Source organism: Pseudomonas sp. 3B-A001-10F (assembly GCF_056313565.1).
The window spans coordinates 14,386-39,107 of record NZ_JBQYFW010000011.1 but is presented as its reverse complement, the minus strand read 5'-3'; the positions used below and the strand labels follow the sequence as shown (position 1 = coordinate 39,107).

The 24,722-nt window shown below is 58.6% G+C and carries 21 protein-coding genes; 10 read left to right on the top strand and 11 right to left on the bottom strand.

Features of this window, described 5'->3' with window-relative positions:
• Positions 1–173: 173 nt before the first annotated feature.
• The 6 genes from AC0ZWN_RS12730 to AC0ZWN_RS12705 all read right to left on the bottom strand — a co-directional run bounded on the left by AC0ZWN_RS12730 (position 174) and on the right by AC0ZWN_RS12705 (position 7,244).
• Positions 174–1,562, bottom strand: coding sequence for a hypothetical protein (locus AC0ZWN_RS12730; protein WP_476335266.1), 1,389 nt, complete (start codon positions 1,560–1,562; stop codon positions 174–176).
• Positions 1,563–1,884: 322 nt separating this feature from the next.
• Positions 1,885–3,231: a glutamine synthetase family protein gene (locus AC0ZWN_RS12725; protein WP_476335265.1), complete on the bottom strand. Its 1,347-nt coding sequence runs from the start codon at positions 3,229–3,231 to the stop codon at positions 1,885–1,887.
• 21 nt (positions 3,232–3,252) lie between these two features.
• Entirely contained in the window at positions 3,253–3,810 is a 558-nt protein-coding gene (locus AC0ZWN_RS12720; protein ID WP_093431445.1) for a helix-turn-helix domain-containing protein, read from the bottom strand.
• A 13-nt stretch (positions 3,811–3,823) separates the two neighbouring features.
• Positions 3,824–5,113: an NAD(P)/FAD-dependent oxidoreductase gene (locus tag AC0ZWN_RS12715; protein ID WP_476335264.1), complete on the bottom strand. Its 1,290-nt coding sequence runs from the start codon at positions 5,111–5,113 to the stop codon at positions 3,824–3,826.
• A gap of 56 nt (positions 5,114–5,169) precedes the next feature.
• A complete protein-coding gene (locus AC0ZWN_RS12710) occupies positions 5,170–6,498 on the bottom strand; it encodes an ATP-binding protein (RefSeq protein ID WP_476335263.1) in 1,329 nt (442 codons plus the stop codon).
• Complete coding sequence (locus AC0ZWN_RS12705; RefSeq protein ID WP_093431436.1) at positions 6,495–7,244, bottom strand: response regulator; 750 nt, start codon at positions 7,242–7,244, stop codon at positions 6,495–6,497. Before AC0ZWN_RS12705 ends, AC0ZWN_RS12710 begins: the two co-directional genes overlap by 4 nt.
• A gap of 119 nt (positions 7,245–7,363) precedes the next feature.
• Between AC0ZWN_RS12705 and AC0ZWN_RS12700 the strand changes: the two genes are divergently transcribed.
• The 3 genes from AC0ZWN_RS12700 (at position 7,364) to proP (ending at position 10,090) form a co-directional block, all read left to right on the top strand.
• Positions 7,364–7,681, top strand: a complete 318-nt coding sequence (locus tag AC0ZWN_RS12700) for a hypothetical protein (protein WP_093431433.1) — start codon at positions 7,364–7,366, stop codon at positions 7,679–7,681.
• A complete protein-coding gene (locus AC0ZWN_RS12695) occupies positions 7,681–8,340 on the top strand; it encodes a DUF3313 domain-containing protein (protein WP_476335262.1) in 660 nt (219 codons plus the stop codon). The genes AC0ZWN_RS12700 and AC0ZWN_RS12695 overlap by 1 nt, the downstream gene beginning before the upstream one ends.
• 247 nt (positions 8,341–8,587) lie before the next feature.
• Positions 8,588–10,090 (top strand): glycine betaine/L-proline transporter ProP, encoded by a 1,503-nt coding sequence (proP, locus tag AC0ZWN_RS12690; protein ID WP_093431427.1) that lies wholly within the window; start codon positions 8,588–8,590, stop codon positions 10,088–10,090.
• Positions 10,091–10,121: 31 nt separating this feature from the next.
• Here the strand turns inward: proP and AC0ZWN_RS12685 are convergent, their stop codons facing one another.
• Positions 10,122–11,009, bottom strand: a complete 888-nt coding sequence (locus AC0ZWN_RS12685; RefSeq protein WP_099759200.1) for a LysR family transcriptional regulator — start codon at positions 11,007–11,009, stop codon at positions 10,122–10,124.
• A gap of 99 nt (positions 11,010–11,108) precedes the next feature.
• Here AC0ZWN_RS12685 and AC0ZWN_RS12680 point away from each other — a divergent pair, with 99 nt between their 5' ends.
• Positions 11,109–11,771 (top strand): NADPH-dependent F420 reductase, encoded by a 663-nt coding sequence (locus AC0ZWN_RS12680; protein ID WP_116256095.1) that lies wholly within the window; start codon positions 11,109–11,111, stop codon positions 11,769–11,771.
• A 68-nt stretch (positions 11,772–11,839) separates the two neighbouring features.
• Positions 11,840–12,433, top strand: a complete 594-nt coding sequence (locus AC0ZWN_RS12675) for a DUF502 domain-containing protein (protein WP_476335261.1) — start codon at positions 11,840–11,842, stop codon at positions 12,431–12,433.
• On the opposite strand, the gene AC0ZWN_RS12670 is transcribed toward AC0ZWN_RS12675, so the two are convergent.
• From AC0ZWN_RS12670 to AC0ZWN_RS12655, 4 genes are all read right to left on the bottom strand, one after another.
• Complete coding sequence (locus AC0ZWN_RS12670; RefSeq protein ID WP_460090969.1) at positions 12,434–13,018, bottom strand: hypothetical protein; 585 nt, start codon at positions 13,016–13,018, stop codon at positions 12,434–12,436.
• 1 nt (position 13,019) lies between these two features.
• Positions 13,020–13,808 (bottom strand): DUF2092 domain-containing protein, encoded by a 789-nt coding sequence (locus AC0ZWN_RS12665; protein WP_320336733.1) that lies wholly within the window; start codon positions 13,806–13,808, stop codon positions 13,020–13,022.
• A 108-nt stretch (positions 13,809–13,916) separates the two neighbouring features.
• Positions 13,917–15,032, bottom strand: a complete 1,116-nt coding sequence (locus AC0ZWN_RS12660) for an AI-2E family transporter (protein ID WP_476335260.1) — start codon at positions 15,030–15,032, stop codon at positions 13,917–13,919.
• A gap of 73 nt (positions 15,033–15,105) precedes the next feature.
• Positions 15,106–15,711, bottom strand: a complete 606-nt coding sequence (locus AC0ZWN_RS12655; protein ID WP_257355168.1) for a TetR/AcrR family transcriptional regulator — start codon at positions 15,709–15,711, stop codon at positions 15,106–15,108.
• A gap of 157 nt (positions 15,712–15,868) precedes the next feature.
• Here AC0ZWN_RS12655 and AC0ZWN_RS12650 point away from each other — a divergent pair, with 157 nt between their 5' ends.
• From AC0ZWN_RS12650 to AC0ZWN_RS12630, 5 genes are all read left to right on the top strand, one after another.
• Positions 15,869–17,251 (top strand): aspartate aminotransferase family protein, encoded by a 1,383-nt coding sequence (locus AC0ZWN_RS12650; RefSeq protein ID WP_476335259.1) that lies wholly within the window; start codon positions 15,869–15,871, stop codon positions 17,249–17,251.
• A 305-nt stretch (positions 17,252–17,556) separates the two neighbouring features.
• Positions 17,557–19,260: an amidase gene (locus AC0ZWN_RS12645; protein WP_476335258.1), complete on the top strand. Its 1,704-nt coding sequence runs from the start codon at positions 17,557–17,559 to the stop codon at positions 19,258–19,260.
• Between the two features lie 294 nt (positions 19,261–19,554).
• Positions 19,555–20,850, top strand: coding sequence for an OprD family porin (locus AC0ZWN_RS12640; protein WP_476335257.1), 1,296 nt, complete (start codon positions 19,555–19,557; stop codon positions 20,848–20,850).
• A 548-nt stretch (positions 20,851–21,398) separates the two neighbouring features.
• Positions 21,399–21,758: a DUF6124 family protein gene (locus tag AC0ZWN_RS12635; RefSeq protein ID WP_476335255.1), complete on the top strand. Its 360-nt coding sequence runs from the start codon at positions 21,399–21,401 to the stop codon at positions 21,756–21,758.
• Positions 21,759–22,146: 388 nt separating this feature from the next.
• The gene (locus AC0ZWN_RS12630) at positions 22,147–24,459 is read left to right on the top strand and encodes a hypothetical protein (protein WP_476335254.1); all 2,313 of its coding nucleotides are present in this window, start codon (positions 22,147–22,149) and stop codon (positions 24,457–24,459) included.
• Positions 24,460–24,722: the final 263 nt, after the last annotated feature.

Below are 24,722 nucleotides of genomic sequence, written 5' to 3'. Positions count from 1 at the left end.
TTGTACACCCTATAAACATTTTTCGCCTGCAGGCGGCTAATCATTTAACTTAATGCAGTTTTATCTAAAAGCCAGCGTTAACGGGAGTGTAGTCTCCAGCGCGAAAGGATTTTTGGGGGTTCAGAGGACAGACCACATCTAGAAAACGTGGCCTGTCCCTTATTCTCTACAATTTAGACGTATTTCCAATGATCTTTCCAAACGCCCGCGGCACGTAAGTATGATACTTCCTGTTCCTTTTCCTCGAGTGTCAGTGGAGAATCAAACTGCATAAATGTAAAGTCTTGAGTCAGGGTGACTGAGTCCATTTGCTCGGATGCAATACCAATAACTTCGCTGATCCCGTTTAATCTAAGCCGAGTAGCTCTGCAATAGCATATCAACGACGCTCTTCGCACAGCGCGATACTCTTCATAGTCTTGCCCCTTCGTCCTTTTCACTGCCATCAATACATAAGCGCGATTAGGTCTATTGGGTACGCCCACCGTTTTGGTCAGTCTATCGCCCGGGTCAACTTTAGTAAGTATATCTTTATGAGCTTTGGCGAGAACCTGCCTGACGCTTCGTCTTTCTTCCGCCATCGCTCTCAATACAAGCTCGTGAATCTGGATATCATTCAGAGTTTCCGAATAACTGTTAAATATACCTGCGGTTTGACGGTGTATATGTGACGTTTGATGCTCGATGAGTTTATCCCAATCATAGCTGATCGCTTTATCTTTTTTCCACAATTTATATGTATTGCTTGTAGATATTTTTTTCCACACCCCTTCCTCGTACGTGATTAATTTTTCGTCAGAAGGAATCGGAGAAAACGTAAAACCTCGATAATCTTCCAGTGGGTGCATGAAGTAATCTGCAAACAAATCTTCTTCGCCGGGAATTATGAATTCCCGCCCTCCAGAAGTAATTAACTGTTCTTTTTTTGTTAAATACTCAATAAAATCAGGTGCAGTATCTAATTCATCCAAAAGAACATCGAGAGACAACTCATCTAAAACATGAACAAATCGTCGTTTTTTTATTGGCCAACCTACCATAAATGGGTGATTTTCGTGCTCTCGATCTTTGATGGTTGTGTTGATAATCAAGCTGCTGGAACTACCGTTACCCCAGTATTTTGCTGAAGCCTCCGCGGAACCTCGGGTCACTGCGACTAGATGTATTTTGCGCTTGCTAGCAGGTGGCAGGGGAATCGGCAAGGGATGCTTGCACTCTGCATCTAAATAAATCCTTTCAGGGTACCGTTCGATAAAGGACAACGCCCCTGCCAACTGTCTCGACGATTTATTAATGGCGCTTTTGTACCATCTGCGCCATGAGGTCTCGTGATTTCCATTTTCGGGATATTTACAGTGTTTATCTGAAAAGATAACAACGTCATTCCCAAATACAACGAGAAAGTCACAAAGTTCTTTGCCTCCTCCCTCATCCGTATAAGGGTTTGAATAGCTCCAAAAGCTTAAAAAGGCTCTTCGCGCCAATTTTGACAAGTAGCGCTCTGACTCAGTGGCACCCTCGGATGACATCCGTTGCCAACCATTGCTATTTATTTTTTCCATATATTATTGAGAGCCAAATTTGCATTTTGAGGGACAGTATCGATTTTAGGGTGAATCGCAAGCCATGCTAGCATTGTGACACCCATTGCACCCATATTGCGGCGCGCAGAGCTTTTCATAGGCACAAACCTTCAGGGCTTAACACGTCTAGACGATCGACTGGGCTGGAATTCAGATAGACGATGAATTGTAATTTACGACATCGGCCTGAAAACGCTTTCGAGGGAAGATCAGTTTTCCGTAAAAGAGCTGCAAAAGGGTCTAAAACAACCGCTCCCCACGGCAGGCTTTGGACCAATAACCGCCTTCCCCCTAACCCTCATCACAAATACCAGCGATACTCCCGCGCACTGATCTCCTGCATAAACGCCAAATGATCCTGGCGTTTATTCTCGCAATACACATCGACAAACTCCGCACCCAGCCCGTCGCGCAACTGCGGCTGATGCTGCATCGCACGCACGGCCTCGAACATCTCCTTGGGAAAATCAATCCCGCTGCTGCGGTCTTCATTGAGCGGCGCAATGGGCTCCTTGCCCGATTCCAGCCCGTGCTCCAGCCCCACCAGTATCGCCGCCAGCACCAAATACGGATTGGCATCCGCGCCCGCCAAGCGATATTCAACCCGCAAATTCTTCGCGTCCGACTCGGGAATCCGCAGACACGCATCACGATCCTCAAAACCCCAACTGGCTTTGGTCGCGGTGTTCACCGTGCCGCCCAATCGGCGCATCGAGTTCTGGTTCGGCGCGAAGATCGGCATGCTGTGCGGGAGCAATTCCAGGCACCCCGCGACTGCATGGCGTAGCGGCTGCTGCTCATTGGCCGCCAACAGATTATTGCCGGCTGCGTCGTACAAACTGACATGCACATGCATACCGCTGCCCGGATGCTGCAAGTACGGCTTGGCCATGAAACTGGCGCGATAACCATGCTTGAGCGCCACACCGCGCGTGCTGCGGCAGAACAACGCCGCCCAATCCGCCGCACGCAAACCGTCGTCGAGATGGCCGAAGTTGATTTCAAACTGTCCGGGGCCGAGTTCAGCGGTAATCACCGTGGCGTCGATGCCCTGCGCCCGCGTCGCTTCGACCATTTCATCCAGCACCGGCGCGAAGCGTGAAAGCCGCTCGATGTGCAGGTTCGGTTGATCATCGGCGTCGTCAGTCAGGTCGTCGCGGGGGAATTGCGGCAGACCGTCGCGCAGCTTTTTATCGAACAGGTAGAACTCCAGCTCAAAGGCCACCACCGGGTGAATGCCTTTGCGCGCCAGGCGCTTAAGCACCTGTGCGAGCACTTCACGGGGTTCGAATTCGATCGGCTTTTCAGTGCCGTCGGAAGTGATCAGCATCTGCCCCAGCGGCTGCGCTTCCCATGTCACCGGTTTCAGTGTGCCCGGCACCAGACGGCGCACGGCATCCGGGTCGCCGTCGTTGAAGCAGTAATCGCCGATCGGGAACAAGCCACCCTGCACGCCCAGCAATACGCAGTTCTGCGGCAGCTTCAGTACGCTGCCGGCGGCGACTTTTTCGAGCATGTCGATTGGATAACGCTTGCCATAGAAGTGCCCGGGAATGTCCAGGCAAATCAGGTCGACATAACGCACCTCGGGGTAGCGTTGGCGAAACGCCCGTACTTCGGCGAGCAGGTCAGCGCAGACAGCGTCCATCGTGTTCATCCTTTATGGTTATCAGGTGTAGACCCAGAGCACGCGGGTCAGCTGCTCGGTGAGGTTGCCGTAGCGGCAGCGGGTATGGCTGTCGAACTGAAAGCTGTCGCCGGCCTTCAACGTAGCCGGCTCTTCATCGTCGCCCAGCCACAACGTCAGCTCGCCTTCAAGGACGTAACCGCCCTGCTCCGAGCTGTCGGTCAGATGGCGATCACCGCTGCTCGCGCCGGCTTCCAGATGGCTTTCGAGCATGGAGAACGAAGCGCGCATCTGCGGCGACACCAGGATGTCAGTGATGCCGTTGGCGTAATACAGCGTGCGACGCTCGTCCGGGCGCGTCACCCACGGCAATTCCTTGGGCTTGGGCAGGCTGTAGAAATACGTGGTCGGCACGCCGAAGGTTTCGCTGATCGCAGTCAGGTCCGCCACGGTAGGCCGCGACAAACCGCGCTCGACCTGCGACAGGAAGCCGACCGAACGGCCGATCTTGTCGGCCAGTTCCTTGAGGGTCCATTTCTTGTGCTTGCGCAGGTCGTGGATGAGGATCGCCAGCGCGGCGATTTCTTCTTGCTTGTTCATGGTCAAAGTCTCATCAAATGCTGTCGCGCAGTCGATACCAGGCCTTGCCGATGGCTTCCAGCGGTGCCGCGAAATGTTTGCCACCGGGAAAACGGCCATTGCTCAGGCCCTGGTACAACGCCAATTCATCGCTATCGCCGAGGATCGCATTGGACACCGCACGTGCGGCAGCCAATGTCGGCAGGACGCCGTGCCCCGAGTAGCCTTGCAGCCAATAACGGTTACCCTCGCCGCCCACGTCCGGCGTGCGGTTGATCGTCAGGTCGATATGCCCGCCCCAGGCAAACTCGATGCCGACACCCTGGAGCTGCGGGAATACTCGCTCAAGAAATGGCCGCGTTGCCGCCGCGATGTCCTTGGGCATACCGCCCAGGTAAGTGCAGCCGCCGCCGAACAACAAGCGGTTGTCCGGTGTGCGGCGGAAGTAATCGAGGACGAACTGGTTGTCGGTCACGCAAACGTTGCGCGGCAACAGCGCGCTGGCCTGCTCAGCGGTGAGCGGTGCGGTGGCGACCTGATAAGTGCCCACCGGCAGAATGCAACTGGACAGTTGCGGGTCGAGTTCATCGAGGTAGGCATTGCAGGCCAACACCAGCACATCGGCGCGCACCAAACCGCGCTCGGTGTTGACCCGAAAGCCGTCGCCCTGCTCCTGATAACTCAGCGCCTTGCTTTGTTCATGAATACGCCCGCCGGCCCGCTCGATGGCGGCCGCCAGGCCCAAGGCCAGTTTCAGAGGATTGAGGTGTGCGCCCTCAGGATCGTAAAGCCCGGCCTGATAGCGATCGGTGGCCACCCATTCCGGCAATTGTTCACGAGGGATGAACTGCAACCCATCATGGCCCCACTTATGGCTGGCCTCATGTTGCCATTCGCTGAGCAAGCTGACCCGGCGTGGCATCACCGATGTCCACAAATGCCCGGGCCGATAGTCGCAATCGAAACCATGGCGGCCGGGCAATTCGCGCAATTCGTCGGCAGCCCAGCGCATGCCATCCCAAAGCCGTCTGGCCCGCTCATAACCGAGCGCGGCTTCCAGCGGCGGCATATCGCACGACCAGCCAAGAATCGCCTGCCCGCCGTTACGCCCCGAGGCCGCCCACGCCACGCGGCTGGCCTCCAGCACGATCACGCGTTTACCCGCCAAGGCCAGACGCAGCGCCGTGTGCAGACCACTGAAACCGGCGCCGATGATCACCACGTCGGCGTCATGTTCGCCTTCCAGCACCACTCGATCACGCAGAATATCGGCGCAGCTGTGGGCGTAATAGCTGTCGACGTGCTGGCTGGATTGCTGAAACATTCACGAGCCCATGAAATTTGTTTCTTGTAATTTCATGAAAATCTACAGAAGAAATTTCACACAGGCAACTCGACCTTCGCGATCAACCCTCCGCTCTTGCGATTGCTCAGCGTCAATTCACCGCCCTGCTCACGGACGATGGCTCGCGCTGCGGAAAGACCCAGACCCACACCGCCGGTGTCACGATTGCGTGAAGTCTCCAGCCGAAAGAACGGATCGAACACCTGCTCCAACGCCACCTCGGGAATGCCGGGGCCTTCGTCGCTGACCTCGATGCGAATCGAATACTCGTCACGCTTCAATGCAATGCCCGGGTGCTGCGCATACTTCAACGCATTCTCCAGCAGATTGACGACCACCCGTTTGATCCCCAGTGGCCGGCCTTCATACACCAAATGCGCCGGGCCGCCGAAGTCGACATTGATCTGCTGATCACGGTAATCGTCGACGATGGTTTGCAGCAGCTCCGACAGATCAAATGCTGTGGTTTGCTCGCGGTGGGTGTCTTCGCGGAAGAACGCGAGCGCGGCGTTGATCATCGACTGCATCTCCTCGACGTCGCGAATCAGTTTGCCCTGATGATCGACGTCTTCCATGAACTCACTGCGCAAACGCATGCGTGTCAGCGGCGCACGTAAATCGTGGGAGATCGACGCCAGCATGTGCGTACGCTCGGCAATGAAATGCTGGATCTGCGCCTGCATGGTGTTGAAAGCGATGATCGCTTGACGGATTTCGTCGGGGCCTTCGAGCTTGATCGGCGGTGCGCGCAGATCGGTGCCAAATCGTCTGGCGGCACGCGTGAAGCGCTGCAACGGATTGGCCAGTTGCCGGGTGGCGACCCAGGCGACGAGCAATGTGGCAATCAGTCCCAACGCGATGACGATCACGATACGCACGCCAAACTCCAGACCCCAACTGCGCTCCGGCGGGATAAATGACAACCAACTGCCATCGACCAATTGCACGACGGCGGCGTAATGCGCCTGGGCACTGCCTTTCGGCCAGTCGCCCGGGCTGAACACCTCGATTTTTCGATCATTGCCCAGCAGTTGCTGCAGCACCGGCACCCTGCTCGCTGGCAGGCGAAGGCCGTCATTGGGCAGATCGAAGTCGGCGCGCTGTGCTTTCCACGCCACTTGCAGCATGGCGCTGCTCGCCGCTGCGGCCAGTTGCGGGCGCAGGTTGGCCGGGGCGGCTTCGATCACCCGCGAGGTCGCGGCAATCTGCTCGAGCAGGCCGGTGCGTTCAATCGGCGGCCGTGCCCAGATCCCGGCGACTTGCACGAACAGGGCATTCAACGCCAGCGACGCGACCATCGCCGCAATGATCGTCAGGGCGATGCGCCGGCGCAGGGTGTCGCCACGCCACAGTCGGCGAATCACGAGCGGCTGACCTTGGCGGTGAACAGATATCCGCCGTTGCGCACGGTACGGATCAGGTCCGGGCGCTTGCTGTCCGGCTCGATCTTGCGCCGCAGGCGACTGACTTGCACATCGATGCTGCGGTCGAAAGCGTCATGGCCATGGCCGTGAGTCAGGTCGATCAACTGTTCGCGGGTCAGAATGCGTTGCGGATGATCGAGGAACACCACGAGTAAATCGAACTCGCCGCCGGATAACGGAATCATCACGTTTTCCGGCGAGCGCAATTCGCGGCAGGTGATGTCCAGATGCCAACCGGCGAAGCCGATCACCGGGCGCGAAGGCTCGACCGGATGCCGCTGTTCACTGGCACGACGCTGCAAGGCGCGCACCCGCGCGAGCAGTTCCTGCGGGGCGAACGGTTTGGTCAGATAGTCGTCCGCGCCCAGTTCCAGCCCGACAATGCGATCACTCAGTTCGGCCATGGCAGTGAGCATGATGATCGGTATGCCCAGTTGCGTATGCACCTTCTGGCACAGGCTCAAACCGCTTTCGCCGGGCATCATCAGATCAAGAATGATTGTGTCCGGACGGTTCTGCGCGATCGCCGCCCACATGGCCTCGCCGTGCGGCGCCACGTCGACTTCATAGGCGTGCTGCACGAAGAACTTCTTCAGCAGCGCGAGAATTTCCACGTCGTCGTCGACGAACAGCAGTCTGCTCACAGTTACAGATCCATGCGGCGAAAAACGCCAATCTAAAGCCATTTCGCCGCCCGGGTCATTTATTTCAATCGAGCAACATTTCTACGCGCCAGACATCAAGCGGACATTCTCTGGCAAAACCGCGCGGGCATTCTGCGGCCATTCCAATCCAGGGGGTTCGCATGAAGCTATTGAACGACAACCATTGCGCCGAGGGGCACAACAGCAATCGTCCCTTGATCCTCAGCCAGCGCACTGCCGCGCTCGGCCCTGATACGCCGATTGTGTTTCAGGAGTCGTGCCTGAGCGTTTCCAGCGATCAGAGCCGCATCGTCCTGCGCCGCTACTTCGAGCAGTTCAGCCCGACCAATGCGCACTGGGTCGAATACGTCCACAGCATCGCTGCCGCCGACCTGATCCAATGGATCATGAGCCACGGCCAGTTGCACATCGAATGCTCGGACAGCATCGCCACGCAACCTCACAAGGAAACCCGTTAATGACCCGCACGCATTCGCTGTCGCTGGCCCTCGCCACCACCCTGAGCCTGTCGGCCTGCAGCAGTAACAAGGTCGAGCACAGCGGCTTTCTGCATGACTACAGCGTCTTGGCCGAGCGCCAGTCGCCGTCCGGTCAGCCGGTGCTGGCGTGGGTCAGCCCGGCACTCGCCCGGGGCCGATATACCCAGGTTTACCTGGCACCAAGCCAGTTTTACCCAAGTGCCGAGCCGACGTCGCGGATTCCGCTGAGCACGCTGTCCGGGGTCACTGACTACTACGATGCGGCGCTGCGGCTGGAAATGGGCAAGGTGATGCATCTGGTCAACCAACCGGGGCCGAACACGTTGGTGGTGCGCCCCGCCATCACCCAAGTGGCGACCAGCACTCAGGGTTTGCGCTTTTATGAGTGGCTGCCCGTCACCCTCGTCGCTGCCGGTGTGAGCACGGCGACCGGCATCCGCGATCAGGACAGTCAGGTCGCCACCGAGGTTTCGTTCGAGGACGGTTCGACCGGCGAAGTGATTGCCGAAGTTATACGCAAAGGCACCGGCGTGCCCTTGGAGAACGACAAGCAGGTGTTGACCGCCGACGACATCAAAGTGGTGCTGGATGGCTGGGCTAGCGACCTGCGGCAATCGTATACGGCCATCCGCCGGTAAACACATATCCCCTGTAGCTGCCGAAGGCTGCGATCTTGTTGGGACGCGGAGCGTCCCCGGCTGCATTCCCACGCAGAGCGTGGGAACGATCAATCGCAGCCTTCGGCAACTCCTACACAGGTGTGCCAGGAAAAAAAGCGCCGGGCAGTGAATTATTTCGTGTCCTCATGTATCTGAGCCAAAGAGTACGCGCCATCAAAAAGATGGCATCTACGCGGCACGATGGATCAGCAAAGAGAAGACCCGGATGAAATCACGCAAGAAAACCGTCAAGCCGATCGGCCTGAACGACATCACCATTGTCGACGACGCCAAGATGCGCAAAGCGATTACCGCTGCCGCCCTGGGCAATGCCATGGAATGGTTCGACTTTGGTGTCTACGGCTTCGTCGCCTATGTACTCGGCAAAGTGTTCTTCCCCGGTGCCGACCCCGGCACACAGATGATCGCCGCGCTGGCGACGTTCTCGGTGCCCTTCCTGATTCGGCCGCTGGGCGGCTTGTTCTTCGGCGCCTTGGGCGACAAGTACGGGCGACAGAAAGTCCTCGCCGCGACCATCGTGATCATGTCGCTCAGCACCTTTGCCATCGGCCTGATTCCGTCCTATGCCTCGATTGGCATCTGGGCGCCGATCCTGCTGTTGCTGGCGAAAATGGCCCAAGGCTTCTCGGTGGGCGGTGAATACACCGGAGCGTCGATCTTCGTCGCCGAATACGCGCCGGACCGCAAGCGTGGCTTCCTCGGCAGTTGGCTGGATTTCGGCTCGATTGCCGGCTTCGTTCTCGGTGCCGGTGTGGTGGTGTTGATCTCCACCACGCTGGGCGAAGCCAAGTTCGAAGAATGGGGCTGGCGTCTGCCGTTCTTCCTCGCCTTGCCGCTGGGCATGATCGGCCTCTATTTGCGTCACGCCCTGGAAGAAACCCCGGCGTTCCAGCAACACGTCGAAAAGCTTGAGCAAGGCGATCGTGAAGGCCTCGCCGGTGGCCCGAAAGTCTCGTTCAAAGAGGTCGCGACCAAACACTGGCGCAGCCTGATGACCTGCATTGGCGTGGTGGCGGTGACCAACGTCACCTACTACATGCTGCTTACCTATATGCCGAGTTACCTCTCGCACAATCTGCACTACAGCGAAAACCGTGGTGTGCTGATCATCATCGCGATCATGGTCGGCATGCTCTTCGTACAACCGGCGATTGGCTTCATCAGCGACAAGATCGGCCGCAAGCCTTTCATCGTGGTTGGCAGCATCGGTTTGTTCATTCTGGCGATCCCGGCGTTCATGCTGATCAACAGCGGCAAGATCGGTTTGATCTTCGCCGGTCTGCTGATGCTGGCCGTGCTGCTGAACTTCTTTATCGGCGTCATGGCCTCGACCCTGCCGGCGATGTTTCCCACGCACATTCGCTACAGCGCGCTGGCGGCTGCTTTCAACGTCTCGGTATTGATTGCCGGCCTGACTCCGACCGTGGTCGCGTGGCTGGTCGAGAGCACCAATAATCTGTACATGCCGGCGTATTACCTGATGGTCATCGCCGTGATCGGTCTGGCCACCGGGGTGACCATGAAGGAAACCGCGAACAAGCCGTTGCGCGGTGCCGCGCCGGCAGCCTCGGACCTCGAGGAAGCCAAGGAACTGCTGCAAGAGCACCACGACAACATCGAGCAGAAGATCGAAGACATCGACGCCGAAATCGCCGCGCTGGAAGCCAAGCGCAAGGAACTGGTGCAGCAGCATCCGCGAATTAACTGAGTCGCTTTATTCACTCATCCAAATCGCCCGGTCAGCCAAATCGGCTGACCGCGGCATCGATGAACTGGCGCACTTTCGCGGTCTTCTGCCGATGCGCCGTGTACAGCAGATGCATCGCTCTGCTCGGCGCCTCAAACCCCTCCAACAACCTCACCAACTCGCCTCTGCGCAATGCCGGTTCAAGAAAGTCGGCAGGCCCCAGCACAATCCCGAAACCATCCACCGCCGCTGACAACAACGCCTTGCTCTCGTTGACGTGCAAGCGACTGCTCACCGGCACGCGCTCGACCTGCGCACCGTTGAAAAACGACCACTCGTGATCGGCAGGCCGTGACCAATAGGCATAACCCAGGCACTCATGTTGTTGCAGATCGGTGGGCACTTGCGGTGTGCCGTGTTCCGCCAGATAGCGTGGCGCCGCGCAGACAATCAAGCGATACGCGGCCAAGGGCCTGGCGGTGAGGCTAGCCGTGGCCAACGGGCCGATCCGGAAAGCCACCTCAAACCCCTCCTCCACCAGATCCACCGCACGGTCGGTCAGGTGCAGATCAATTTCCACTTCAGGGAATTCGCGCAAGAACGCGGTCATGAACGGCATCAAGCTGTACGAACCGAAGGTTACCGGCGCGCTGATCCTGAGCTTGCCGCGCGGCGTGTCATTCATGATCTGCGCCAGCGAATCAGCGGCCTCTGCCTCAGTGACGATGTGCTTGCAGCGCTCGTAGTAGGCCTGGCCCAGTTCGGTCAGGCTCTGCCGGCGCGTGGTGCGATTGAGCAACCGCGCACCCAGCCGCTGTTCAAGGGCGGCCACGTGTTTGGCGACCATTTGCGCCGACATGTCGAGGCGTTGCGCAGCGCTGGCGTACGAGCCCGCTTCAGCCGCCATCACGAAAGCCGCCATGCTGGTCAGCCGATCCATTCGAAACTCCTGTTAGCGAAAGTAAGTAACAGAGTGCAATTTATCTGCATCTGGGCAGGAATCATCATAGTGGCTCCCCACCTGACAGAGGAACACACCATGCGCATTGGAATCGTTGGAGCCGGATTCATCGGGCGCGCCGTCGCGCAAATCGTCCTCGCCGCCGGGCACGAAGTAATGCTCAGTAACTCACGCGGCCCGAAGACCATGAGCAGCGTGCTCGCCGGCATCACCGGCTGCCAGATCGGCACGGCCGAACAGGCCACACAGTTTGCCGACGTGGTGTTGCTGGCCATCCCCTACGAACACATCCCGAGCCTGCCGCCAGCCTGGTTCGAAGGGAAAACCGTGCTCGACGCCAACAACTATTACCCTGATCGCGACGGCCACATCGCCGTACTCGACACGTTCCAGAGCACCACCAGCCGCTTGCTCGCAGAGCATTTGCGCGGAGCCACGGTGGTCAAGGTGTTCAATGCCATTCTCGCAGCGGACTTGCTCACCGATGCCCGCCCGCATGATTCCAGCGAGCGGCGCGCCCTGCCCGTCGCCGCAGATGACGCTGACGCCAAGGCATTGGTCGTGGGTTTGCTGGACGAACTCGGCTTCGATGCGGTCGACGCCGGAGGCCTCGATGAGAGCTGGCGATTCGAGCGGGCGAAACCGGCTTACTGCGCGCCGCTGGACAAGTCCGGGCTGGAGAAAGCGCTGGCTGCTGCCGAGCGCGAGGTCGAGTTACCTTTGGGCAGTTGGCGGCGCTGAAGCCTTCCGGCAGCTGGACGGAGATCAGCTAGCCTTGAATCCGATCGCACGTCATTCAAGGAGCCGTCATGTTCAAGTTCATCAAGACCACCGTGGTCGGCGGTCTGCTGTTCATTCTGCCGTTGGTGTTGATCGTCGTGCTGATCGAAAAAGCCATCCACCTGCTGCGCGGGCCGGTAGAAAAGTTATTGCCGATGTTCAAAGGCTATGACGTCGCGGGCGTGACGCTGGTGAGTGTGGCGACGTTGTTGGGGTTGATCGTGCTGTGTTTTCTCGCCGGGCTGCTCGCGCGCACTTCGGCGGCAGCGCGGGCCATGGAAGCCACGGAAAACAAGCTGCTGAGCAACCTGCCCGGTTACCAGTTGTTCAAGGACACCACGGCGCGGTTTGCCGGGCTGGAAAACGAGGACGGTTCCAAGGTCGGCCTGATTGCCGAGGGCGAAGGCTTTCGCCTGTGCCTGATCGTCGAAAGCGTGGATGACTGGCTGACGATTTTCATGCCGGACGGTGGCCCGGCGGGCAGCACTGCCGGTGAAGTGCGACTGGTGCCGGCCGCACAGGTCATCGTTACTGAGCTGCCGTGGCGGACCCTGGCCACCGGGTTACGCCGAGGCGGCCGTGGCATGTTGGCGCAGATGCAAGCGTGGGTGCCGAAAGCCTGATCAAGGTGCATTGACCACCACATACGTCACATCACTGCCCTGATACTGCGGCTGGTACCAGGTCGAGCCGCATTGCATGTAGGCGACGTTGTACTGAATCACCTGCACACAACTGCTGGGCATTTGCGCCGGGGTAAAGATCGCCCCTACCACCGCTGCAGTGGCCGCGACGGTTGCCGTTACCGCCACTGCGGCCGCCACCGGATGGTAGTGATCGTCGTAGCCATAACGGCCATGGCCGTCGACATCAATATCGACATCGCGGCTGTTGTCGATGTTGACGTTTCGGTTGCCGTTGTTGACGTTCGTGCGGTTACCAACGTTGTTGCCGGCATTGACCCGGTTACCCGAATTGACCCGATTGCCCGAATTGACCCGATTACCGGCACTGACATTGTTGGTGCGCTGCGGCGCATTGATCCGCTGCGCCCGTTGCGCGTTCGGTGCTGGCGCGCGATTGACGTTGGCGCGCGCATGGCCCTGGGCGCGTTGCCCCCGGGCATCGGCTTCGGCGACATAACCGGCGGTCAGCAGCGTGGCGGCGGCCAGCGACAACAACAGACTCCACGTCATCGACTTGTTCATGTCACTGCCCTCCCTGATCGCTGGCCTGTTTAAACGCAATCGCCACATCGCCTTTGCCCGGTTTGAAGGTGAACTGCGTGTCCGGAATGGTCGGCTTGAGGTTCCACTGATACACCGCGCTGTACTCGGGGAAGCTCTTATCGTCGGTGGTGGTGATCACCAGCTTGCACGGCAAGGGTTTGTCGGAGCGGGTCAGCCACAATTGCCAGTCGATGCCCTCCTGGCGAAACGCCAAATGGTCGCAGAGCTGACCCTTGATGACCGACGGGCCCACGTACAACGCGGCTTTCAAGGCATCGATCTGCGACTGATCACTGCCGAACAGAAACAGATCCTCCATCGGCACCTGCACACCGTAGAAGTTTTCGACCTTGTGCAGGGTTTCCGCCACTGTGGCCGGGGCGTCGACGGTGGTGTAGTACTTCAGGTATGGCGAATACTGGGTGAGTTTTTTGCCGTTATAGAAAAACTCGCGGGTGCGCACATCGCCTTCGCTTTTCGCATACAGGCGATCATGGCCGACCACTTTCAGGGTGTTGGCGGACTCGGTCTTGATCTTCTGCCCGGATTCCAGAACCGTGTCGCGCGAGACTTGGGCGTCGACCTGGAATTTCGGCAGGCTGCGCAGGTAATCACCCATATCGATGAGCTTGTCGACCACTTGCGGGTTGATCAACGGCGCATCATCGGTGGCCGCGTGAGGGGGCGTCGCCGGCGGGTCTTCGGCGCGGACTCCCGGCGCGAGAACCAGTGTGAACATCAGGCAGACAATACTGGCTGGGGCTTTCATCGGTTCCGCTCCTGTCCCTGCGTGGGCGTTGCGCCCGAGGGGCGACTGACTGACCAGCCTAGACGTCCGCTAAGGTGTACGCCAATGCGTCAGCGAGAGGGATGAGTGTCACGGCAGACTTTCTTTGCGCTGGCTCTCCAGAAGCTCGGTGATATCGGCCGGTTGATACACCCAGCCGATGAACAATTCATAGCCAACCGCCAGAATCACCGGCCCGGTGAACAAACCAATAATGCCGCTGGTGACCATGCCCCCGAGCGCGCCGATCAGTACTACTGGCATCGGCACCGCGACGCCGCGTCCCAGCAGCATCGGTTTGAGCACGTTGTCGGCAAGCCCGGCAATCGCCATCCACACCGCAAAGATAATCGTGCTGGCGCTGACCCCGTCCACGGCGAAGACATAAATCACGATGGGCAGCGTGATCAGCAACACCGGCAATTGGGTGATGCCCAGCAGCAACACCATCAAGGCAAGAATGCCGGCCGCCGGTACGCCCATGACCACCAGTGCCACGCCAACCAGCAGCATCTGAATAAAGGCGATACCAACCACGCCCTGCGCCACGGCGCGGATGGTTGCCGTACACAGTTCGGCGATCTGCGGGCCGCGCACCGGCCCGGAAATGCGTGTGGTGACAGCCACCGCTGTGCGGTGGCCGCGCTCGCCTTGGTGCATGATCAACCCGGCAACGATCAAGGCAATCACAAACACCACGATGCCTGCGCCGACGCCGGCGGCTTGATGCAACACCACTTTGCTCCAGTCCTTGAGGTGTGGCGCCAGCTCCTGAAACACCCAGCTCAGATCCTGTGACGCATGCATCCAGATGCCGTAAAGCGGCGCGCCAATCAACGGCCAGCCTTCAACACTGGCCGGTGGCGGCGGTATCTCGAACTGCCCCGCTTCGAACGTGTGCATGCTGCCCTTGATCGAATCGGCGATCGAAGCGCCCAGCAGGCTCAACGGCAGCATCAGAATCACCAGGCCCAGCAGCACCAGAATGATTGCCGCCCAACCGTAGCGATTACCGAGTTTCGTGCCCAGAGCCTGATTCAACGGATACAGCGTGACGGCCAGGATCAGCGCCCACAGCATGACATTGAGAAACGGATGGAAAATGTCGTAGCAGAACAGCACCAGAACGGTGATCAGACCCGCGCGAATGAGCACGTCGAGCAATGCTCTGGAACTCTGAAACGTTATCAGCGGTTTGTCTTCCATGTCGGCTCTCCTGATTGGGCCAGCGTTGAACCGCTGTGAGCCTAGTCCACTTCCAGCTCATCGTCTTTTAGCCTTAGCGCTCCAGCATGCCGTGACACAACAGATTCAAAACCCCGCGCATGTGCAAGGCGTGCGCGGCCCGATCCGGGACTTCCTGCGTGGCGAGGCGAATGAACGCCATGTTTGCGTATTGGTTGAACAGCGTCGCCACCACATCGAGATCGATCGATTCGCGCACTTTTCCCGCTTGCTGGAAATGCAAAAGCAGCGCTTTGGTCTCTTCGATCACGGCGGCATTCCACGGGCTCATCGCCTCAGCCAACTCACCGGTCAGCAGGAACGGCGCCAATTCTCGCCACAACGAAGCCGGCATCGCTTGTAGCTGGTAATCGGTCATCAGCCCTTCGAACTCGCACAGCGCTTCCAGCGGATCACTGGCATCGTCGAGATTCGCCCGCGCCTCGCGCATGGCTTGCTCGTCTGGTTGCTTGAGCAAGGCCAGCAGAATCTCCTGCTTGCCGCCGAAATAGTTGACCACGGTGGGGGCGGAAACCCCCGCCTGCACGGCGATCTGGTCCAGCGTGGTAGCCGCAAAACCGTTGCGTTTGAACAACTCGAGCGCCGCCTCGGCAATCACCTGCCGGCGCTGTTCCTTCTGCCGTTCTCTGAGTCCGCTCATGTTGCCTCTGTTGATCCTTGCCAATGGCCGTCAGCCTACGGTTATCTTTTTTCACCGACAAATATTTTCTTTACAAAAATATTTTTAGATGACAAAACTTTCTCCGTGCAGCGCTGCAACCAGCTCACTCACTTGCCCTTTGCTCTGGAGATCCGCCATGTCCGCCGAACTCGATTCGACCCGCAGTACCCGCGATTACCAAGCCTCTGACGCCGCTCACCACATCCACGCGTTCGTTGATCAGAAGGCCCTCAACGAGGAAGGTCCGCGGGTGATGGTCAGCGGTAATCGCTTGGCATTGTGGGACAACGACGGCAAGCGTTATCTGGATGGCATGTCCGGCCTGTGGTGCACCAACCTCGGCTACGGGCGCAAGGATCTCGCCGCCGCCGCGACCGCACAGCTGGAACAACTGCCTTACTACAACATGTTCTTCCACACCACTCACCCGGCAGTGATCGAGCTGTCCGAACTGCTCTTCAGCCTGTTGCCCAAGCACTACAGCCACGCGATCTACACCAACTCCGGCTCCGAAGCCAACGAAGTGCTGATCCGCACCGTGCGCAAGTTCTGGCAGGTGATGGGCAAGCCCGAGAAGAAAATCATGATCGGCCGCTGGAACGGCTACCACGGCTCGACCCTGGCCGCGACGGCGTTGGGCGGGATGAAATTCATGCACGAGATGGGCGGGACCATTCCCGATGTCGCGCACATTGATGAGCCGTACTGGTTCGCCCATGAAGGTAATCTCAGCCCGGAAGAATTCGGCTTGCAAGCGGCGCGGCAACTGGAAGACAAGATTCTTGAGCTAGGCGCCGACAAGGTCGCCGCGTTCGTCGCCGAACCGTTTCAGGGTGCGGGGGGGATGATCATTCCGCCGGCGACGTACTGGCCGGAAATCCAGCGTATCTGCCGTCAATACGATGTGTTGTTGTGTGCGGATGAGGTGATTGGCGGTTTTGGTCGCACCGGTGAATGGTTCGCCCATCAGGCATTTGGTTTTGAACCCGACACATTATCGATCGCCAAGGGCCTGACCTCGGGTTACATCCCTATGGGTGGCTTGATTCTGTCGCGGCGCATGGCTGAAGCATTGGTCGAGAAAGGTGGCGTATTTGCCCACGGCCTGACCTATTCCGGGCACCCGGTCGCGGCTGCCGTGGCGATTGCCAACCTCAAGGCCTTGCGCGATGAAGGCGTGGTCACCCGGGTGAAAACCGATACCGGGCCGTACCTGCAAAATTGCCTGCGCGAAGTGTTTGGCAATCACCCGCTGGTAGGTGAGATTCAGGGCGTCGGGCTGGTGGCGGCGTTGCAGTTTGCTGAGGACAAAGCGACGCGCAAGCGTTTTGCCAATGAAAACGATATCGCCTGGCGTTGCCGCACGATTGGCTTTGAGGAAGGCTTGATCATTCGCTCGACACTGGGGCGGATGATCATGGCCCCGGCGCTGGTGGCCACGCGCGCGGAGCTGGATGAGCTGGTCGACAAGACGCGGATTGCGGTGGATCGGACGGCGCGGGAGTACGGGGTGCTGTGATCGGCTGAAGTGATAGGTTGGCCGGGCTGACGCCTTCGCGAGCAAGCTCGCTCCCACATTTGGAATGCATTCCACTTGGCTCTTTGGCTGCAAATTTGAAATGCATTCCCTGTGGGAGCGAGCTTGCTCGCGAAGGGGCCGGCCGGAGAGAAAATCGGTGGCAGATTGATCCCGCCGATTACTCCGCACGCCGCTTGGTGTTAAATAGGCGCCAGTCTTAACCTTGTCGCTTATAGCTGTGCAACGAGAACCGATATGAACACCAACTCCAGGAAAAACACTCAAATTCAAACAGCGGTGAGCGCATGATCGAAGTCACCGAAGTTTCCATTGCCCAACTGCGCGCCGCGCTCGAGTCCGGCCAGACCACCGCAGTCGAACTGGTGCAGGCATATTTCGCACGTATCGATGCCTACGATGGCGCCGACACCCCAACGGCGCTGAACGCCGTGGTCGTGCGCAACCCTGAAGCGTTGAACGAAGCCCGGGCGTCCGATGCCCGTCGTGCCGAAGGCAAAACCCTCGGCCCGCTCGACGGCATCCCCTACACCGCCAAAGACAGCTATCTGGTCAAAGGCCTCACTGCAGCGTCCGGCAGCCCGGCCTTCGCCGATCTGGTCGCTTATCGCGACGCCTTCACCATTGAACGTCTGCGCGCGGCCGGGGCGATTTGCCTGGGCAAAACCAACATGCCGCCGATGGCCAATGGCGGCATGCAACGTGGCGTCTACGGTCGCGCCGAAAGTCCTTACAACGCCAATTACCTCACCGCGCCATTTGCCTCCGGTTCGTCGAACGGTGCCGGTACCGCCACAGCCGCGAGTTTTGCCGCGTTTGGTCTGGCTGAAGAAACCTGGTCGAGCGGGCGTGGCCCGGCGTCGAACAACGGCTTGTGCGCCTACACCCCGTCGCGCGGGGTGATCTCGGTACGCGGCAACTGGCCATTGACCCCGACCATGGACGTCGTCGTGCCTTATGCGCGGACCATGGCCGATCTGCTCGAAGTCCTCGACATCGTCGTCGCCGAAGACCCGGACACCCGTGGCGACCTCTGGCGTCTGCAACCGTGGGTGCCGATCCCGAGCGTCAACGAGGTGCGCCCCGCCGCTTACGCCGATCTGGCTGCCGACGCCAAAGCGCTGGCCGGCAAGCGTTTCGCCGTCCCGCGTATGTTCATCAATGCCGACCCTGAAGCCGGCACCAGCGAAGCCCCGGGCATCGGTGGCCCGACCGGCCAGCGCATCAACACCCGCGCCTCGGTGATCGACTTGTGGAAGCAAGCGCGCCAAGCCCTCGAAGCGGCCGGTGCCGAAGTCATCGAAACCGACTTTCCGCTGGTCTCCAACTGCGAAGGCGATCGCCCCGGCGCGCCAACCGTGTTCACTCGGGGGCTGGTCTCCAAAGAGTTCCTGCACCATGAGCTGTGGGACCTGACCGCATGGGCGTTCGACGACTTCCTGCAAGCCAACGGCGATCCGAAACTCAATCGTCTGGTCGACGTCGACGGGCCGAAAATCTTCCCGCACGACCCGGGCACCCTGCCCAACCGTGAAGGCGATCTGGCTGCCGGCATGGATGAGTACGTGCGCATGGCCGAGCGCGGCATCACCCCGTGGAATGAAATCGGCACCGTGCCTGACGGCCTGCGCGGCCTGGAGCAAACCCGACGCATCGACCTCGAAGACTGGATGGACACGCTGGGCCTCGATGCCGTGCTGTTCCCGACTGTTGCCGACGTCGGCCCGGCAGACGCGGACGTCAACCCGGCGTCGGCCGACATCGCCTGGAGCAACGGCATCTGGGTGGCCAACGGCAACCTGGCGATCCGTCACCTCGGCGTGCCGACCGTCACCGTGCCGATGGGCGTGATGGCCGACATCGGCATGCCGGTGGGCCTGACCTTCGCTGGCCGCGCTTACGACGACTCGAACCTGCTGCGTTTCGCCGCCGCGTTTGAATCGACCGGCAGCAAACGCCAGGTCCCGCCGCGCACGCCGCCATTGTCGTAACGCGATCAAAAGGTGTGTCAGGCAACAAAAATGTTGCCCGACACACCGCCATCGCTGACGCAGATTTTTGCTCCCGCCACAAAACCCTCATTCAGCCCAGAACCCTGTGGGAGCGAGCTTGCTCGCGAAAGCGGTTTATCAGCCGGCAAAAATGTTGACTGATGTACCGCCTTCGCGAGCAAGCTCGCTCCCACAGGTTTTGTGTAGCCCCGCAAATTCAGCACATCCGCTCAATCCCCTGCCCTACATTCCCGCGATCATCCCAGCCACCTTAATTGCCGCTGGCCACCGACCATGATCGACCGCGCCCCTTCGCGTCTCACCCTCCTCGCGCTGCTCTGCGGTCTGACCACCAGCGCCCACGCCAGCGGTTTCTTCGACGATGCCAAAAGCGAAATCCTCAGCCGCAACTTCTACCTGAGCAACGACTACCGCTCGCCCTCACCCTCCGGCAAAAACTACAAACAGGAGTGGGCTCAAGGTTTTATCGGCACTTTCTCATCTGGTTTCACCGCCGGAACGGTCGGTTTTGGCATCGATGCCCACGCCTTCGCCGGGCTCAAACTCGACGGCGGCAAAGGCCATTCCGGCACCGGTCTGCTGCCGGTCGACAGCGATGGCCGCAGCGAAAACGATTACTCCAGCGCAGGCGGCGCACTCAAGCTGAAAGCCTCGCGCACCACCCTCGCCTTCGGTGAAATGACCGTGGAAACCCCGGTATTCGACACCTCCGACAAACGCCTGCAACCGGAGTACGCCACCGGTTTTCTGCTCAACAGCGCCGAGTTCGACCACATCAATCTGGTGGCCGGGCATTTCACCGCGTTCAAGAATCAGGACAGCTCATCCGGCAAAGGCGATTTCTATGGCTACGGCGCCAATACCGAGGCCGGTGGGATCAGTTTTCTCGGCGCCGATCTGTTCACCGACAGCCCAGTGGGCGGCGCGCTGTATGCCTCCGACCTGAGCGACACCTGGCATCAGTACTACGGCAATCTGCACTTCAAACAGTCCGGCGTGCTACTCGACGCCAACCTCTACCACACCCGCGACACCGGCCGGGCGCTGGCTGGCGCCATCGACAACACCGCGTTCAGCCTCTCCGGCAAATACGCCTTCGGCCCGCACGCGGTGATGCTCGGCTGGCAAAAGATCAATGGCGACACACCGTTCGATTTCGTCGGCGGCGACTCGATCTACCTCGCCAACTCGATCAAATACGCCGATTTCAACGGCGCCAACGAACGCTCCTGGCAAGCGCGCTACGACCTCGACCTCGGCGCCTTCGGCATCCCCGGCCTGAAGTTCATGACCCGCTACGTCAGCGGTAGCCACATCGACGGCACCCACGCGCCCAAGGGTGGCGCGTACAACCCGTTCGATCCTGACAGCGGCAGTTATCAGCCACAGCAAGGCGATGGTGGCAAGCACTGGGAGCGCGATATCGATTTGAAATACGTCGTGCAATCGGGCGCGGCGAAGGATCTGTCGGTGCAGGTGTCGCATGTTTCACATCGAGCCAATGAAGCGCAGGCCGGCGATGACATTGACCGTATCTACGTGGTCATCCAGTACCCACTTGGTTTCTAACCCACTACCCCATCCCGATTTGAAACGCTATCCCCTGTAGGAGTGAGCCTGCTCGCGATAGCGTCTTTTCAGCAACATTCATGCTGACTGATACGCCGTTATCGCGAGCAGGCTCATTCCTAGAGGTTTCTGCGTCGATCATCAGGCTGTGTTTACACCGCCGAACCTGTGGGAGCGAGCCTGCTCGCGAAGGGGCCAGTGAAATCAGCGCAAATCGCCTTTTAAACTCTGGTGTTTAAAAGACACCTCCAGACACGCCTTCAAGGCTACAAATTCTTGCGCCATTGCCTACAGCTACGCCAGAATCCGCCGGCTTGTGCGCCTTGGGGGCGGGTTCTATTGTGGTGCGGTCGCTGATTATCAGTGATCGGGTTTAGCAGCCCGGGTTTTTCTCTAGACGCACAAAGTTCATTGCCGTTATGGCGGCTTTGCGTGGGGCACTTCGGTGCGCCGGGTTCTAGAGTCCTGGTCTGCTAACCCGCGTACAGCCGCCACCTCCTTCGTTAGCAGCGAACGGTGGCAGCTTCATTACTCTAGAGGCTTTACCGATGATCAAACCAACGCCCAACCCACCCGAAACCGAACTCGCGTCCCCCTACGAATCCCTCGATTCAAAAAAGCTCAACGACGCCGCCGAACGCGCCCTCGATCACTACCTCTGCCCACCCGGCTCCACCCCGCCGCCCCGTAAAACCCGCCGGATGTACGCCGTCACCGCAGACTTCAAAAACGAGGAACTGCTGGCCGATGCCAGCGAAACCCTCGCCTCAGCCAGAACCATCGCCCATGATTTCGCCCACCTCATACCCGCGTCGCAGCGACGGACGCTGTTGGGCATCGCGCAACTGATCATGCTGGGGGAGCTGGCGGTGAATCGGGTGATGGATAATCTGGAGTTGCCGCAGTAGCACGGTTCTGTACCAAGCCTTGAATAAGTCGGTGCAGCGACTGACGTCTTCGCGGGCAAGCCCGCTCCCACAGTGATCGGGATCGATCACAAACCTGTGTTCACCCCGGCGAACCTGTGGGAGCGAGCCTGCTCGCAAAGGCAATCTCACAGCCAACACAAACGGCTAAACGGGGCACGACGAAGCTTTCCCGCTTTTTAGTTCAAAAGATCGCAGCCTTCGGCAGCTCCATAGATCGGTGTAGGAGCTGCCGAAGGCTGCGATCTTTTGCTTTTGACGCTCGCGCCGATGACCACTCGTCGCCACCTGTCAGATCTGACAGGTGCGCAATTCTCAATTAAGCGCTCTGATAACCCCTGCCCGTTCCCAACACGCAGGAGCCTCATCCATGACCACCTCAACCCCGCCGGACAACACCGTCCTCGTCCTGTACCCGCCAAAGGTCAACGGCCAGACCACGCCCGTGGTAGGTGCACACATCGGCGTGCCCCTGGTGGCCTCTGATCTGGTCGCCGACGGTAAAGGTGCCGTTGTTATCGTCGATCCGCCGCTGTCGGGCACCATGGACCCCGGCGATGTCATGGAGCTTTGGCTTGAGGGTGAATCGGCGACACTGGATAGCGAGACCATTACAAATCCGAACGCGAAAACCCAGTTACGGACTAAGGGGCGCCTGCATCCGGACAAGGTCAACAAGATGTACTACACCGTCAGGCGTGGCAGCGACAACATCGGCACTTCCACACCATCGCTGGAAATTCTCTATAACCGCGTCCGCCCCGGCCTGAAGGATCGCTTTCCCCAAATCGACGGCCACTCCGAACTCGACCTGGACTTGTCCGACCTCATTAAACAAGGCGTCGGCAAAGACTTCGTCAGCGCGCCCGTCTGCTTCAGTTATCCCTACTGCCGCGCTTACGACACCATCAGCCTGAAGTGCAACGGCGAAATAGAGACCTTCCCGGTCAGCAAGGATCAGGCCCCCGAACCACCGAACCCGGGCACCGAAGTGCCAACGACCGTCTGCTTCACGGTGGAGCGTGAGTTTCTCGACAAAGCGAAACGCCAGAACAAGGTCCTCAACTTTTCCTACACCGTGACCGATCAACTGCGCAATGGAGCGGATCCCGATGCGGTATGGTCCGCTGCGGTGGCGGTGAATGAGGATCTGGATGGTTCGTTGTTGGACAAGCCGATCCTGCTGGAACGCAAAGAAGACTATCCCGGTGACGACGCGGAAACCATCGACCTGGAGAAACTGGCGGATGGGCCGCTGCTACTGGTCGTTCTGACGGACGATAAGCGTTTTGTCGTGGGCTACGACGTCATCGCGACCTATACCGCAACTAACACAGGGCAACCCGCCGCTGTGGTGGTGACCATTAGCAGCAAAGTCGAAGCAGATCGGTTCGGAGTGAAACAAACCCTGTTCCTTGAGGTACCCAATGACAAGGTTTTCGCTGGCAGTAGCGTCACGGCAACCTACGAACTGCGCAAGCCGGATGGCGATCTGGTGGGGAGTTCCAATACAGCTACCGCGACTGTGACCGACGCGCCTCCGATTAAGTTGTTACCACTGTTTCTGGTGGACGCCGTTGAGCCGATTGATGTGCTGGCCTATCCAAATGGGGTAAAGATCCGCATCGAGTATCGCGATGCACGGAAAGCAGATCGCGCACGTCAGGTAGAAGTCAATCCACCAGCAGGCTCGCCGCAGTTTCCGTTGGTGGAGTTCAACAGCGAAAAACAGGTGGATACCGTGTTGAGCACGCCGTTTATGGCGGCGCGACATGGAGAGAATATTGGATTTCGCTGGAATTTGAATCGCAATAACGCACAGGCCGGGAAATCGCCAGTGGCGACGTTCAGTATATTGAAGATTGCCGATGGAGATTCGCGGTTGCCAACACCATGTATTGCTGGTGAAACGAGTAATTCTCTGGATGTGACAAAGTTACTGAGTCGCGACCTACTACAATCCGTTAAATGGTTACATCAAACACACGGGCAAACGGTGTGGGGCGTGTATGAAGGGATTAGCGATAAAGGCGAAGCCATTACGTGCACCGAACCCAATGGGGAACCGATTAAGCTAATTGGCGATTTCGAATGGCCAATCCCCGTTAAATGGTTGAAAACCCTGCAACACGGCAGCGATCTTCGCGTCAAACTCATGATCAACTCTAATGGAACATCAGACCGTTCAGAAGCCGTGAGCACTCCGACACGCGTGTACAGGGTCCAGAGACTAATCCTCCAATTAACAGAAAGCTTTAACTCATTTCCTCCCTTCGTTAGTACTGAGGAGGGAGAGTTCATAACACCCAACATTACAATCACAACCAGGAAAACCTCGTCAGCCGCTATCGCTTGGGCAATTGAAACGACTGAAGGCGAGAACTACTTTCCAGCAAAAATAGACGGCAGGCACTTCGCGATAAACGCAGCAAAAACCGAGTTTAATTTTGGCAGAACGTGTTCGCGGGTCAGTTTTTGGTACACACACGTTGACTTTGGTAATCACAGAGTCGAAGTTCGCGATGACACCGGATTTTTATTGGACTCAAGAATCTTGCAACTCAATAGAGGAGTAAGAGCAGATCAACTCGTATTCAATCACGACAACATATATAGCATCATCGTCATCCCCGACTCCTCTGAAGCGCTGGTATTTGACAACTTTGAACTCACCACACAATAAGCCCCCCCGACTTTTCGCCTTTTAAACTGGAGTGTTTAAAAGAAATCTCAAGACACGCCTTTCAGGCTACAAATTCTTGCGCCATTGCCTACAGCTACGCCAGAATCCGCCGGCTTGTGCGCCTTGGGGGCGGGTTCTATTGTGGTGCCGTCGCTGACGAATCAGCGATCGGGTTTAGCAGCTCGGCAAATTTCAAGGCACGCGAGTATCGCCATTACGTTATGGCGGCTTTGCGTGGGGCACTTCGGTGCGCCGGGATCCTT